The organism is Flavobacterium flavipigmentatum (assembly GCF_020911905.1).
Classification (GTDB): Bacteria; Bacteroidota; Bacteroidia; order Flavobacteriales; family Flavobacteriaceae; genus Flavobacterium; species Flavobacterium flavipigmentatum.
This window is the reverse complement of the sequence record NZ_CP087133.1, coordinates 2,900,995-2,915,716: the sequence shown is the minus strand read 5'-3', so window position 1 is coordinate 2,915,716 and position 14,722 is coordinate 2,900,995. Positions and strand designations below refer to the sequence as shown.

The following is a 14,722-nucleotide window of genomic DNA, read 5'->3' as shown; positions in this document are numbered from 1 at the left end:
TTGTTCCATTAAGCTTATCTTCTTTTCTTAGTTTTATCATGCTTAAAATTACTATTGGAGTTATCAGAATCAAACCGAGATACAAAAAGGATGTACTGTATTTACGATATATCAAACCCAAAACTTGACATGAAATAAGTACGAGAGTAATGCTAATTGATGGTATGTATTTTTTCATCATGTTTGTAAAATTTAATAATTATGCTACTTGTATAATACTTATTTTCTTATTTCATTTTGTTACGCAACCTAATGCCCTATTGATATTCTACTATGTATTTAAAAAAGCAGCTCAAATTGAGCTGCTTTTTCTTTCCAAAAACGTATTCTAAAAAAATCTTTATAATTGATACGTTGTTATTCTAAAATTAGAGGATGCGCTTGTAATCGTCCAAATTGTATTAGAAAAAGTTATTCTAAAAGTTTCTTTCTTTATATACAATCCAGAAGCATTCATAAATTCGTCATCAAGACCTTTTAGGAAGGCTGGCGCAGGTATTAGTGCTACACCATTATCCCATGAATCGTGATTTAGAATAATCGTTTTATTAACTGCATCTTCAGTTGTAGTGAAATTATGGTAAACACTTGGTCTTCCTCCATTGAAACGATATTCTATATAATTTCCGAACGCAGAATTAAAATAGATTTGCACTCTGGCAATTTTTTGATTGGCTGGCAATGTTGCGTTAGCCTGATCTAACAAGTTTTTACAATATTGAGAAGTTGTTGGTGCTGTATACAAATTTGCAGCAATATAACTCAATACCATTTGTGGTTTTCCATCTAAAAATGTTTTGTAATCATCTGTTAAAACTAGAGGTGAATTACTATATTTTATAGTAGCTGTTACTCCCCCAGTTCCAGTGGCAGTAAGACTTCCATCTGCATCATTATAAACAAAAGTTGTTAATTTTTGACCTGCAACAACTATAGCCGGACTCACCACAATACCTGTTGGGGTGTATCCAACTCCAAAACTCAAAACTTCAGAAGAACCTGCAGCAATAGAATTTGATACTGCAAATCGGGTTGCTCTAGAAAATGCAAAATCATATTTTTTTACTGCCGTACCATCATTGGTTTCCAATAATCTAAAAAGCGGGCGAGTACTGGCTCCTACTACATTTTGTTCTGTCACTAAGTTTTTAGGTAAATCAACCCAATCCTGAGCAGTTGCTTTTACAAAACGAACTTCTTTAACCAATCTATTACTTTTGAAAAGGATATCTCCATTTTCTTGACCATAATACAAAAACTGAAAATCACCCAGATATCCTCTTCCTCTTAAAGCTGTAGTTGGAAAACTATTAGAATCTGATAAAAGATGTATTCTATTATAGGTGGTAAATAGCAAACTAACCGTACTTCCTAAAACAACATCATAATCACTCTCGTATGTTGCCGTATCGTTGTTAAAATCAGAAGCCATTTGTACTTTTCCGTTGGCAGAAAACTTAAACAGGTGTGTAAACCCTCCTAGCTGAGTATCATCTGTAAAATAAACTGCTTTCCATCCAAACTCAGAAGATAGCAATGCGGTATTTAATTCACTTTTTTGCTCATTTAGGCGTTCTGCGGGTGTCTTATCAAATTTTTGTTCCGCCGATGTATCGCTTGTACAAGCACTAAATAAATGTAGCGCCAGAAAAACAATCATGGCGTACTTTAATATATTTTTAGGTTTCATAATAGTATTATTTTAAATTAAAATGACGGCTTAATTATTAACAACATTGGTCGTGTTTTTCTCTGCTGCATCTCTTAGTGCATAGAAATCAATATTAAAAGCATCTTTATAATACTGTACTACCATAGCTTCTTTTTGCTGTAATTTGGCTCTACCGTTTGCATCGGTAATACTTGCAAGAATAGCCGCATACTCTGCTTTTGAACTTGTTAGTATTGTAGAAGCAGTTTCTGCAAAATCTTCAATAATATTATTTCTGGCATAATTGGTTATAAAACCTAAATTTCTAGATGTTTGAAGCACTTCTAAATGCCAGGTCCCTGTATAATCTCCAGGTGTTATTTTTTGCCATGCCTGCTCATCAAAAGGTTTGTTTTGATTTAAAATGTGCACATATTCGTGTTGAATGGTATGCACAAATTCAGTTACGTTCTCACGATCTTTTTTGTTCAGATAATCCACTTCAAATAGTGTGATTCTTTGTCCTGAATCTGCAATTCCTAAGGTTCTAGTACCGTTTGAATTGGAATTTACTCCTCCAACCAAAACAATTTCTCTTGGTGCTACTTTTTTTACAAAATCAGCGCCACCAACAGTCGTGTAACTATCCAACCAAATTTGCTTTACCACTTCTAATGCAGGTTGCACTTTATCAACCATTGGAGGAAACAAAAATCTATTGTTATCTACTGTATTTTGATTCCATTTATATTGTGCATTAATATTGTAAGGATTAAGATAATTGGTAGTGATCCAATTGTCTAAAGCATTTTTTTGAGGTTGCGAATAATCCAGCTGGCTATCACCAGGTTGATCCTCGTGTGCGCAAGCTACAAAAGTTAAAACCCCTGCAACTAGCAATATCACTTTATATTGTTTTAATATTTTCATGTTTTTAAAATTTTAGTTAAAATTTATCTAGGATTTTTTTCTATTCCATAATTTGATGCGCTTAGAGGTACTTGCAAAGCTCTACGCTTATCATCCTTAACCAAGGTATTTGTTGGCAGACCAAAAGTTGCATGATCCACCACAATATTAAAACGTTTTACATCTAACCATCTTAATCCTTCATGAACAAAATCTCTTCTTCTGGCTTCAGCAATAGCTTTTACATAAGAAGTCTGCAAAGGTGTCATAGTGTAGTAAGGTGTAAACTCATTAGCAATTACGGGATACAATGTCGTTATTCTTGCTTCAGTTAATTTATCTGTAGCCGCATTATAACCACTAGTTCTTGTTCCTAAAAAGTATTCTAATTCGGTATTGGCTTCTGTAATTCTACCTTTCATTACAAGTGCTTCAATGCGATTTAGATAAAACTCATCATTAGATAGAAGTACCACTCCAGCGTATGGAATTCCGATGTTTGCCGTTAAATTGGTGTATTTAAAATATTCTTCAAACTTTGGCGTAAATAATGTTCTACTACTATTATAGCTGTAGAAATCAAATAACCATGTTTTGTTGAATGGATTTGTTTGTACTCTAAAAATTTCCGTTTGTTTTTCATCTGACAAATAAAAATTACTACCACTTGCAGATCTTCCGATAAGTGTATTTGGAGAAGCAACTAATAAGTTAGCGGCGTATGACGATTTTGCATATTCGATAAATTGAATATCTGGTGCTAAACTTGACAAAGTAAGGTAATCTTTTAATTTTCCAACAGGCTTAGAACCGAGACCTTCTGAAACTTCTAACACTTTATCCCAATCTCCTTTTACCAAATAGAAACGACTGGCAAAGGCTTTTGCTGCATCTTTATTAAAGTGGAATTTCGGTTCTTTATAATTGTTTGTTACATAAGGTAAACCTTCTTCTAAGTCTTTTTGAATAAAGTCAAAAACTTCTTTTACGCTATTTCTCTTATAATTTTTTAATAATTGAGTTTCTGGTTCCGTTACATAAGGCACTCCCAGATCCGTTTCGGCAGTAGCCGGATTGTAACGATTTGACCAAAAAGTAACCAGCATAAAATGAGCATAGGCTCTTGCCAACAAAGCCTCACCCTTTTGAGGGTTTAAGTTTGCCGGATTACCTAATTGCTCAATTGATTTTAAAGCCTGATTGGCATGAGCAATAGCTCTGTAGCAACCGTCCCAGTAATTGGCTTCAGAATCAACATTGGTTTCATCATGCATCTCCCAGTTATAACTTTGTCTGTTTTTGACACTCACAGAACCTAGCTCACCATCTCCTACATTATCCGACATCGTTTCTGCAAAATCCATGTAAGATGCCTGTGGGTATGCATTTACCAATAGTTCGGATATTTTCTCAGGTGTGTCAATTTGTGTTCTGTTATCCGGTACTTCCGACAAAAACTCATCGCAACTACTAATACTAAGAATTAGTAATGAAGCAAAGGCTATTTTTATATTTTTTATATTTTTTTTCATAATCAACGACTATTAGAATGAAAGATTTATAGAAAAACTGTATTGTGTTGTAATTGGAAAAGCAACACCACCCGTATTACGGAACTCAGGATCTTGACCGTTTAGTTTTTTATCAGAATAAATTAACCACGGATTAACTGCAGAACCTTTTAATGTAAAGTTACTTACCCCAATTTTTTTCTTAAAATCATTTGGAAACTCCCAGCTTAAAGATACATTTTTCAATCTTACGAAATCTCCATCTGCAATTCTTACATCTGAGAAATTGTATGTGTTATATGCACGTCCTAATGTATTTGCACCACCATAATTTGTTAGTAATCTTTTGTCAGCAATAACAGGAACATCAGTAAATTCTTCATCTCCCGGGTTAATCCAACGGTTTGTAAAATCTTTTGTAAATACTGTTAAATCATCATATTGACTACTGTAAGCAGGATTTAAACGCACTTTATTTCCACCTGATCCTACTACAAATACGTATAAAGACCAGCTCTTGTAAGTAAAGGTATTTGCTAAACCAATCGATTTATTTGGCTCGATAGATCCTTCGTATTTTAAATAATCGGTAACTTTTTCTGTATCTTGAAAATTAGCTCCTGTAACATTATCTGTTTCACCATTTTGCATTATAAAAGTTGGTAAACCTTGATTATTCAAACCTGTAAACTGATAAGAATAAATTGAATTTCTCGGATGACCAATAGCGTTTCCACCGTTACCATCAACCAAATCAAATGCTGAAGGCTGATTCTCTAATTTTGTAATTTCTTGGTTAAAAACCGAAAAATTAAGTGTACTAGACCATTTAAAGTTATTTGTTACAACGTTTTGAGTTGTAAAACCAACTTCAAGACCTTTAGTCTCCATATTAGCATTATTTCCTTGTTTGATTTTTTGTCCTCCAATTCCAGAAGTCACTACATAATCAACCAAATCAAAGGCTTTACGGCTGTAAACGTCTGTTGTAAATTGTACTCTATTATTAAACATGCCTAAATCCAGACCAATATTCGTTTCAAATTGCTTTTCCCAAGTAAGATCACCATTTTGCAATTGATCAATATCTATACCTGTTTCTCTGTCGGAAATACCTAAACGATCTGTAATAAAGCTTTTGTAAATCGCTAATGAATTTGTAGCAGGTCCCGCAGTAGCTGTTAATCCATAAGAACCTCTTAATGCTAAATTGTTTATAGACTCAACATTTTTCATAAATTGCTCTTCGGTAACATTCCATTTACCACTAAAAGTATAAGTCGGCAACCATCTGCCTGATCCACTATTTCCTTGTCTGTTTGATCCATCATAACGACCTGTAATAGATCCTGTATAACGGCGATCATACGTATATCCTACTTTTCCAAAGAAACCAACAGTTCTTTCTCTTTCTGCATTAAAAGCAAAATATGAATTTCCTTCGTTGATAATTTTTTCAATAATTTTAGGATCCGTAAATGCTGTAAGTCCTCTATCATACTGAATTCCAGCAGCAGTAAAGTTATCGCTATTTCTGTCTAAAGAACGTAATTCTGTACCAAAGAAGCCTTCTACCTCGTGTTTATCATTGAAAGTATTTCTGTAATTAACACTATTTCTAATATTATAAGAAGTCAATTCGTTTGTAAATTTTCTTAAAAATCCTCCGTTAGGTAATACTGAAATTGGCTGAGCAGTTAGATCTTCAGGATCTTTGTACAAAAAGATATTTGCATTTCTAACAGTGGTATTTACTCCCTCTACACCATATTCTGTACCTGCTTTATAAGCTCCTACTACATTAGAGTTTTCATAAATTTTATGCTCTCTTGAAGTATTAGCATAACGCGCAGATCCCGTTAGATTATACGTTAAATGTTTATTGATTTTATAATCTAAATCCATTTGAAAACGAATATCTTTTACTTTAATTTCTAAAACATTATTTTGTAATTCATTAATAATGTTCATCGGAGCCCAGTTGTTTCTGTAGTATTCTAAATTACCATTTTCGTCATAAGGTCTTAATGTTCTACTGGTACTTAACACGTAATTGAATGGGTTGATATCAAAATCTCTAGTTACATTTCCAAACACAACATCTTGTTGACTTTCATAACTTCCCGGAGCTCCTTGATCTCTTACAGACGCTAAAGTAGATAAAGTAATATTCAATTTATCATTTACATAAAAAGTTCCTTTTATGTTTGATGATAATTGTTTTACGTTGTCAGCAATAGTCCATCCCGGATCGGTATAATATCCTAAAGAGGCATAAAAAGTATTATTTTTTCCACCACCCGAAAAACTCAATGAATGATTTTGTGTCATAGAGGGTCTAAATAAAACCTTAAACCAATCTGTATTAGCCAATTCGTACTTTCTTAAAAAATTATTTCTACTAACTGGATCATTATTTACCAAATAACTGTCTGTTTCTGGAACATAAGTATTGATTGCTTTACTCAAAATGTTGTAAACTCCACCATATCGTCCTTGAAGAGTTGATGGTACATCAAGAAAGCCTTTTTGTTCCATTTCTTTTAAAATACTCATTGATTCTTGAGAATTTAAAATATCATACTGTGTATAACTTGGCACTGTTCTTACTGTGTTTTCTACACTATAAGTAACTTTTAGAGGAGAATCTCTACGGCCTTGTTTGGTGGTTACAACTACAACACCATTTAATGATCGTGAACCATAAATAGAAGTTGCCGATGCATCTTTAAGAATTTCGATACTTTGAATATCGTTTGAATTTAATCCAGCAACAGAAGAACTTAATAAAGTCTCTGAGTTACCTGAAGCCAAATCAGCAAATGAAATGTTGATGATATCTTCTTGTACAACACCATCAATAACCCATAATGGTTTTGTATCTCCAAAGATAGAAGAAGATCCACGAACCGTGATTTTTGGAGCCGTTCCAAAAGTTCCCGTTATATTTTGAACGGTAACCCCTGCTGCTTTTCCTTCAATCATTCTACTAATATCTACTACTCCATCCACTTTAAGTTCTGAGCCAGAAATTTTGCTGATAGCACCTGTAAATGTTCTTTTTGATGTTTTTTCGTAACCCGTAGTTACTACAACTTCTTTTAAGTTTTGTCCTTCTTCTGTTAAAACGATAGTTGGAGATGTATTTCCAATACCGATTTCTTTAGATTCCATTCCTACATAAGAAATTACCAATCTATCGCTGTTTGCAGGCATTTCGATAGAAAAATTTCCGTCAAAATCCGTTAATACAGCCATTTTTGTTCCTTTTGCCAATACTGTTGCACCTGGCAAAGGGCTTCCGCTTGCATCTGTCACTTTACCTTTTATAATTGGTCCTACAACTAAGGTCTCAAATAAAGAGTTATGGTTTTCGAAACTTGTAAAACCATCAAGTTTAGTATTCTTTTGTAGCACGATTTGATTACTTACTTCAGAAAAAGTAATATTAAAGGGCTGTAAAACACGCATAAGAATACTCGACAATGATTCATCATTAGCCTCAATAGTCACTTTTTGGTTAAGCTGCGATAATCGGGAATTGTACGAAAATCTAACCTTTGCAGATTTTTCAAGTTTAGACAAAGCGTTACTCAAAGATAAATTTTCAACAGCGATTGTAACTTTTGTATCTAATTTCTTCTGCCCATTTACACTGTTTGCCATAGTAACACTTGAAAATACAAGCGCTAAGGCGAACTGAAATAGTGTTATTTTCATAATTCGATGGAGTAATCGTTGTTTAACAACTGGTTTTTTCATAATTTTGGTTTGTTTTGATTAATACTGTTCGAGTGTATTTTAAGAAACATAATAAACACTCTTTACAGAGAGTGATTTAATTGTATGAAGTGTCGAAAATGTTACAGCATTTCGGCACTTTTTTTGTTCATTTTATTCTTTACATAGGCTTTAAATGTTTGGTTGGTTACTGTTTGGTTTATTTTTAAGATATAGCCCGGCTATCCTCTGTTATTCCTTATTTTATAGCTAATTACAGCCTTCAGATGTAATAATTATTTGATTTCCATTCATCTCAAAACTGGTTTCATTGCCAATACTCTTGCAAATAATTCTTAGTTTTTCCGAAAGAGGCTGATCGCTAAGGGAAGTGGTTAAATGGCAATCTTTTAATTTGTCTTTGGGGTAGTCAATATTAATTAAATATGCCTGCTCTATGGTCTCGAATATTTGTGCTACAGGAATATCTGTAAATTCAAAACTAAGCTGCTCAATGTTGCCAACACTGCGAACTAAAATTTCATCTTGAGTAATATTAGTTATTTTATTAAAAGTTAAATCTTTACGAATGAACCGCAGTGCCTGATTAGGAAGCAACACGACTTCATCTGAAGTCGATCTCGAGATAAGTTCATTCGATTTTACCCTAACTTTACCGGTGCGAACAAGAACTTCAACATTTTGCTGATCTGGAAACGCTTTAATTCTAAAACTAGTTCCTACAACTCGTGTTACAATTTCGTTTGCGTAAACAAAAAATGGTTTTTTAGGATTTTTACTAATTTCAAAGAAACCTTCGCCGGATAAATACACTTTTCTTTCGTTTCCGGTAAAGATTTTAGGATAACTTAATTTACTATGGGGTTGCAACAAAACAGAACTTCCGTCTGATAAAGTGATAATTTGAGATTTATCTGAGTTATTGGTCTGCTCTACTAAACCTTCATTATTTCCTTCAATAAGCTCGTTGTAGGTAACAACGGTATGAGTTGTAACAATGTTACTATTATAAAACCAAATCGAAAAAAAAGCAAAAAACAATGCAGCAGCCACAGCAGCTAGCCAGTGTCTTTGCAAAAACATTATTTTGGATTTGATATGTTGTTTAGAAAAATTTTCTTTTTCCTCAATTTTTCTCCAAGTTGCTTCTAATGCAGATTGTATTTCAGATTGCGGTACATTTGAGTCTGCCACTTTCATTGCCAACAATAAAAGTCTTGCGTTCTCTACCAACTGAGCGCGCTTTTGATTCTCTAATGTCCATTCTTCCCAGCCTTGATCATCTATTCTAGACAATACCCATAACTGGAAGGAATCATCCGCCAAAAAATCTTCTACTTCGCTATAATTATTACGTTTTTGCATTTTTACATAAAGGTTACAAAAACATAGAGGACAGCTTCTTTATTATATACTCACTTATTTGTGATTATTTTTAAGTTTTTTTTAAGAAAATTGCAAACCCCCCGAAAACAGTACTATAATAGATGCCAAATTACCCTTAAATTCTTTACGAAGACTCAACAAACCACGGTGCAAAAGGTTATTTGCAGACTGATAATTAAGATTTAGCAGCTCTGCAATTTGTTCTACAGATAAGCCTTGGTGATAACGCAAGTACAAAGCTTCTTTTTGACGTGGAGGCAAGTCATTTAATGATTTATTCAATTGTAAAACACGTTCTGCGGTTATCTCATCATCGATCAGTGTATGTTCTACAGAAAAATCAAACAAAAATTCTATAGAATCAGTAGAAGTTGCTTTACGAAAAATATGATCTCTTTCGAATAAACGTGCGATTCTTTTTCTAACACTCGCCAATAAATAAGCCTTTACTACTACTGAATCCTGTAATGATTCACGATAAACCCAGATGTCGGTAAAAACATCCTGAACACAATCCTGAACCTTTTCTTGTAAGGGAGAAAGTGAATTTCCGTAACTTATTAAATTTGTATAATATCTTTGAAAAAGCAATGAAAAGGACTTTTCATCACCTGCTTTCAAATTAGTCCAAAGGGTATTATCGTCAAATGCTATTTTTTTTAAAATCTGCCTTTCCATAATCTTGCTTGAATGATAATTTAATCTAAATGCCTCAAAATATTTGTTTTTATAATGCTGAATTACCAATCTTAAAATCTTAACAATAAAGTACTCAATTGCTTCAAATGAATTTGTTAGGTTGAAATATTTACTTCTCAATAAAATGCGTTTATTACAACAGAAAACACAAATAAAAGAGCAGTACTACTGGTAAAGAATTAGATTTTTAACATTATAATTCTATTCTGTGCGATAAATATATAAAAAGCAAATATTTAAAACCAATTTATTTACAAAAAAGAAACAATATCTTTAATTATAATATTTCTCAGATATAATCCAAAAAAAAAGCCTTACTAAAGAACAGCAAGGCTTTTGAAGGGTTTTATTAGAAAATAACGCTTAGAAAGCTACATTCCATCTTGGTAATTTTGAATTTTCACCTAAGAAATTCTGTAATATTTGTCCTTCTACTGAAGTTGGAATCGCTTTTACATCTGCATTAAACGTTTCGAACCAGATTACTTCCAGAGCTGTAATATTCTCTAATTTCATTTGCGCAGGCCAAGAATATTTTCTTCCTGTTTTTGCAAATTGATGACCGTTTACGATTTTATCGTATAAACCACCGTTTTTACTTTTTAAAGTTCCATCATTTTGAACAGTTCCTGTAGAAGCAACCATAATTAATTCTTTTGTATCACCTTCAACAGCATAAACTACAAATACACCTGCGCCTTCCGGAGCATTACAAGCTTGTTCTAAACTATCTTCAATCGTAAAAGTAAAACTATTACTTACTTTAAACTTTTCTAATTCTTTGTACATATTTCTTTTTTTTAAGCTTCTAAGAGTTTGAGAATCTAAGTTGCTAAGTTTTTATTTATATTTCCAACATTTTAAAAATGTAAAAAAGTCTCAACAAAATAGTGAGACTTTTTTCGGAATTTATTCTTGTCAATACTGGAGATTATCCAAGTATTTCTTTTACTTTTTTACCAATTTCAGCTGGTGAATCAACAACATGGATTCCGTTGTCTCTCATAATTTGTTTTTTAGCAGCAGCTGTATCATCAGAACCACCAACAATAGCACCTGCGTGTCCCATTGTTCTACCAGCAGGAGCAGTTTCTCCAGCGATAAAACCAACAACTGGTTTACGGTTACCATCAGCTTTTACCCATTTAGCAGCATCAGCTTCTAATTGACCTCCAATTTCACCAATCATGATGATGATTTCAGTCTCTGGATCGTTCATTAATAATTCTACAGCCTCTTTTGTTGTAGTTCCAATAATTGGGTCTCCACCAATACCGATAGCAGTAGTGATTCCTAAACCTTGTTTTACAACCTGATCTGCAGCTTCATAAGTTAAAGTTCCAGATTTAGAAACGATACCTACTGTTCCTTTTTTGAAAACGAAACCTGGCATAATACCAACTTTAGCTTCACCCGGAGTAATAACACCTGGACAGTTTGGCCCGATTAATCTAGAATTTCTTTCTTTAACATAATTATTTGCTTTAATCATATCTGCTACAGGAATTCCTTCTGTAATAGCAATAATTACTTTGATTCCAGCATCAGCAGCTTCCATAATTGCATCAGCAGCAAAAGCCGGCGGAACAAAAATGATAGAGGTATCTGCTCCAGCTTGATCTACAGCATCTTTTACTGTATTAAAAACCGGACGATCTAAGTGGCTTGTGCCTCCTTTTCCCGGAGTAACACCACCAACAACATTAGTACCGTACTCAATCATTTGAGAAGCGTGGAAAGTTCCTTCGCTTCCTGTAAATCCTTGAACAATTATTTTGGAATCTTTATTAACTAAAACACTCATGATATATATTTTATGTAGTTTTTAAAATTGTGATGCAAAAGTAACGTATTTTAAACTTTTTATCCTTAAAAAAAATTAAGAAAATTGACTCATTTGATAACCTCGATAAAATTTATCGTCTTTTATCTGCCAAATTGTAGTAAAATGAGCCAATAACATTTCTTCTCTTGGATTTTCAATCGTTTTTACAAAGTGAGAATATCGTATCGAAACTAAGTCATCCTCGGCTAAAATATGACTAATGCGCACTTTTGAACGCACATAAGCACGACTTAATTCATTGGCCATCTCCAACATCGAATCATGATCCATCTCAATCAAACCTTTGGTACTGTTCCATTCTAGCTTTACATCTGGATGCAGATATGTCTTCATGATTTCGCTATCAATTAAGGCATCTGATTTGTAAAATTTTTGAACAAATTCTTTAATAGACATATTATTTCAATTTATTTAGAATTTCAGGAATCTTCTTGATATTGGCCAATTGTTTTAACTTTTCTCTTGATTCTTCGATTGGAGTTCCGAAATATGATTTTCCGCCTTCTACTGACTTTGTAACCCCTGTTTGTCCCATAATAACAGCCTTCGCTCCTATCGTGATACCGCTAGTGGTACCTACTTGTCCCCAAATAGTTACTTCATCTTCGATAATAACGCAACCCGCAATACCCGTTTGCGAAGCGATGAGACATTTTTTTCCTATTACAGTATCGTGACCAACATGTACTTGGTTATCGAGCTTTGTACCTGCTCCGATAGTAGTATCACCTGTAACTCCTTTATCAATGGTGCAAAGCGCGCCAATACCTACATTATCTTCTATAACAACTCTTCCTCCCGAAAGCAGCTGATCAAAACCATCTGGACGTTTTTTATAATAAAAAGCATCTGCTCCTAAGATAGTTCCTGCATGAATAATAACATTATCGCCAATTACAGTATGATCGTAAATAGAAACATTGGAGTGAATGATACAGTTTTTACCGATCGTTACATTATTCCCAATAAAACAATTGGGCTGTATAACAGTTCCCTCTCCTACGGTTAACGAAATCGATATCGAAACGTTTGTAGCTTGAAAAGGTTTAAAGTGTCGTGTTAATGTATTAAAATCTCTAAAAGGATCATCAGAAATTAAGAGTGCTTTTCCTTCCGGACAATCTACTTTTTTGTTAATCAAAACAATAGTTGCCGCAGATTGCAAGGCTTTGTCGTAATATTTAGGATGGTCAACAAAAACAATGTCTCCCGGTTCTACAACATGAATTTCGTTCATGCCGAAAACCTCAAAGTTTTTGTCACCTATAAATTCGCAATTAAGCAAATTTGCAATTTCTTCTAAAGAGTGAACTTTTGGAAATTTCATATTTTATAATTAGAAAATTTGTCAATTAGAAAATGTGTCAATTTAGAAAATGTGTCAATTTGAAAATATTTTTCAATTATCTAATTGACACATTGACAAATTTTCTAATTAAAAATTACTCCTTTACACGCTCCATGTAAGAACCTGAAGCCGTATCTATTTTAATTTTATCTCCTTCGTTAATGAACAAAGGTACGTTTACAGATGCACCAGTCTCTACCGTAGCAGATTTTGTAGCATTTGTGGCGGTATTTCCTTTTACTCCTGGCTCAGCATACGTAACTTCAAGAATTACAGAAGATGGCATATCTACAGACAAAGGTAAATCAGTTTCAGTATTTACCTGAACCATTACGCTTGTTCCTTCCTTCAATAATCCTGGAGCATCTAGGATATTTTTATTCAAAGAAATTTGCTCAAAAGATTCTGTATTCATAAAATGAAATTCATCTCCTTCAGCATATAAAAATTGGTAATTATGCGTCTCTACACGCACATCATCAATTTTATGTCCTGCAGAAAATGTATTATCCAATACTCTCCCTGTCGTTAAGCTTCTCAATTTTGTTCTTACGAAAGCGGGGCCTTTGCCAGGTTTTACGTGAAGAAATTCGACTATTTTATAAATATCGTGATTGAATTTGATACACAATCCGTTTCTAATATCTGATGTAGATGCCATTTTTTTTATTTTAGATTTAAGAATGTAGATTTTAGATTCTGAGAATCAAATCTTCATTATTTTTTATATTTAATATTTTTGTTTGAATTTTAATTTTGCAGCTCAGAAATCTAAAATCAGAAATCTAAACTCTAAAATTAATAATTCCCTGAATAACCTTTCATAATTCCTCTTGATGAATTTCTGATAAAATCAAGAATCTCATCTCTCTCAGGAGTGGCTTCCATTTCTGCTTCAATTATACTTAAAGCTTGTGTTGTATTATAATTTTTTTGGTATAAAATCCTGTATATTTCCTGAATTTCTCTGATTTTTTCTGTACTGAAACCTCTTCTTCTAAGGCCAACAGAATTGATCCCTACATAAGACAAAGGCTCTTTTGCTGCTTTTGTAAAAGGCGGAACATCTTTACGAACCAAAGAACCCCCAGAAATCATAGCATGATCTCCGATATGAATAAACTGGTGAATAGCAGCCAAACCTCCAATAACAGCATGGTTTCCTACCACAACGTGACCCGCAAGAGCCACTCCGTTTACGATAATCGCGTTGTTACCAATCTCGCAATCGTGAGCGATGTGTGCATAAGCCATGATCAAACAATTGTTTCCTAAAATTGTCTGGCCAGAAGCAACTGTGCCTCTATTGATGGTTACACATTCTCTGATAGTACAATTATCACCAATAATAGCAAGAGAATCCTCTCCTCCAAATTTTAAATCTTGCGGTACTGCAGAAATTACTGCGCCTGGAAAAATATTGCAATTTTTACCAATACGAGCACCTTCCATGATGGTTACATTTGAACCAATCCAAGTACCATCCCCAATAACGACATTATTGTGAATTGTTGTAAAAGGCTCAATTACAACATTTTTGGCGATTTTGGCGCCGGGATGAACATATGCTAATGGTTGATTCATCTGTATATTTTATATTTTAAATTAAAATAATCTAATTTGGGCAACAA

At 33.4% G+C, this 14,722-nt stretch carries 12 protein-coding genes; all 12 read right to left on the bottom strand.

Annotation, left to right across the window (positions count from 1 at the left end):
* Window positions 1–340: 340 nt before the first annotated feature.
* Window positions 341–1,690, bottom strand: coding sequence for a DUF4302 domain-containing protein (locus LNP22_RS12675; RefSeq protein ID WP_229973773.1), 1,350 nt, complete (start codon window positions 1,688–1,690; stop codon window positions 341–343).
* A gap of 30 nt (window positions 1,691–1,720) precedes the next feature.
* Window positions 1,721–2,581: a zinc-binding metallopeptidase gene (locus tag LNP22_RS12670; RefSeq protein WP_229973772.1), complete on the bottom strand. Its 861-nt coding sequence runs from the start codon at window positions 2,579–2,581 to the stop codon at window positions 1,721–1,723.
* Window positions 2,582–2,604: 23 nt separating this feature from the next.
* The gene (locus LNP22_RS12665) at window positions 2,605–4,092 is read right to left on the bottom strand and encodes a RagB/SusD family nutrient uptake outer membrane protein (protein ID WP_229973771.1); all 1,488 of its coding nucleotides are present in this window, start codon (window positions 4,090–4,092) and stop codon (window positions 2,605–2,607) included.
* 12 nt (window positions 4,093–4,104) lie between these two features.
* Entirely contained in the window at window positions 4,105–7,833 is a 3,729-nt protein-coding gene (locus LNP22_RS12660) for a SusC/RagA family TonB-linked outer membrane protein (protein ID WP_229973770.1), read from the bottom strand.
* Window positions 7,834–8,061: 228 nt separating this feature from the next.
* Complete coding sequence (locus LNP22_RS12655; RefSeq protein WP_229973769.1) at window positions 8,062–9,177, bottom strand: FecR family protein; 1,116 nt, start codon at window positions 9,175–9,177, stop codon at window positions 8,062–8,064.
* 81 nt (window positions 9,178–9,258) lie between these two features.
* The gene (locus LNP22_RS12650) at window positions 9,259–9,876 is read right to left on the bottom strand and encodes an RNA polymerase sigma factor (RefSeq protein WP_229973768.1); all 618 of its coding nucleotides are present in this window, start codon (window positions 9,874–9,876) and stop codon (window positions 9,259–9,261) included.
* A 384-nt stretch (window positions 9,877–10,260) separates the two neighbouring features.
* Window positions 10,261–10,686, bottom strand: a complete 426-nt coding sequence (locus LNP22_RS12645; RefSeq protein WP_229973767.1) for a hypothetical protein — start codon at window positions 10,684–10,686, stop codon at window positions 10,261–10,263.
* Window positions 10,687–10,828: 142 nt separating this feature from the next.
* Complete coding sequence (gene sucD / locus LNP22_RS12640) at window positions 10,829–11,701, bottom strand: succinate--CoA ligase subunit alpha (protein ID WP_065450100.1); 873 nt, start codon at window positions 11,699–11,701, stop codon at window positions 10,829–10,831.
* Window positions 11,702–11,776: 75 nt separating this feature from the next.
* The gene (locus tag LNP22_RS12635) at window positions 11,777–12,139 is read right to left on the bottom strand and encodes a nuclear transport factor 2 family protein (protein WP_229973766.1); all 363 of its coding nucleotides are present in this window, start codon (window positions 12,137–12,139) and stop codon (window positions 11,777–11,779) included.
* A gap of 1 nt (window position 12,140) precedes the next feature.
* Window positions 12,141–13,070 carry a UDP-3-O-(3-hydroxymyristoyl)glucosamine N-acyltransferase gene (locus tag LNP22_RS12630; protein WP_229973765.1) on the bottom strand — a complete coding sequence of 310 codons (930 nt, stop codon included), beginning with the start codon at window positions 13,068–13,070 and terminating at the stop codon, window positions 12,141–12,143.
* Window positions 13,071–13,185: 115 nt separating this feature from the next.
* Window positions 13,186–13,752 (bottom strand): elongation factor P, encoded by a 567-nt coding sequence (gene efp, locus LNP22_RS12625; RefSeq protein ID WP_026985157.1) that lies wholly within the window; start codon window positions 13,750–13,752, stop codon window positions 13,186–13,188.
* A gap of 137 nt (window positions 13,753–13,889) precedes the next feature.
* Entirely contained in the window at window positions 13,890–14,675 is a 786-nt protein-coding gene (gene lpxA, locus LNP22_RS12620) for an acyl-ACP--UDP-N-acetylglucosamine O-acyltransferase (RefSeq protein WP_210667868.1), read from the bottom strand.
* Window positions 14,676–14,722: the final 47 nt, after the last annotated feature.

Coding starts and splice junctions, on each gene's coding strand:
- LNP22_RS12675 (WP_229973773.1), bottom strand. CDS start 1,690: ATGAAACCTAAAAATATATTAAAGTACGCCATGATTGTTTTTCTGGCG.
- LNP22_RS12670 (WP_229973772.1), bottom strand. CDS start 2,581: ATGAAAATATTAAAACAATATAAAGTGATATTGCTAGTTGCAGGGGTT.
- LNP22_RS12665 (WP_229973771.1), bottom strand. CDS start 4,092: ATGAAAAAAAATATAAAAAATATAAAAATAGCCTTTGCTTCATTACTA.
- LNP22_RS12660 (WP_229973770.1), bottom strand. CDS start 7,833: ATGAAAAAACCAGTTGTTAAACAACGATTACTCCATCGAATTATGAAA.
- LNP22_RS12655 (WP_229973769.1), bottom strand. CDS start 9,177: ATGCAAAAACGTAATAATTATAGCGAAGTAGAAGATTTTTTGGCGGAT.
- LNP22_RS12650 (WP_229973768.1), bottom strand. CDS start 9,876: ATGGAAAGGCAGATTTTAAAAAAAATAGCATTTGACGATAATACCCTT.
- LNP22_RS12645 (WP_229973767.1), bottom strand. CDS start 10,686: ATGTACAAAGAATTAGAAAAGTTTAAAGTAAGTAATAGTTTTACTTTT.
- sucD (WP_065450100.1), bottom strand. CDS start 11,701: ATGAGTGTTTTAGTTAATAAAGATTCCAAAATAATTGTTCAAGGATTT.
- LNP22_RS12635 (WP_229973766.1), bottom strand. CDS start 12,139: ATGTCTATTAAAGAATTTGTTCAAAAATTTTACAAATCAGATGCCTTA.
- LNP22_RS12630 (WP_229973765.1), bottom strand. CDS start 13,070: ATGAAATTTCCAAAAGTTCACTCTTTAGAAGAAATTGCAAATTTGCTT.
- efp (WP_026985157.1), bottom strand. CDS start 13,752: ATGGCATCTACATCAGATATTAGAAACGGATTGTGTATCAAATTCAAT.
- lpxA (WP_210667868.1), bottom strand. CDS start 14,675: ATGAATCAACCATTAGCATATGTTCATCCCGGCGCCAAAATCGCCAAA.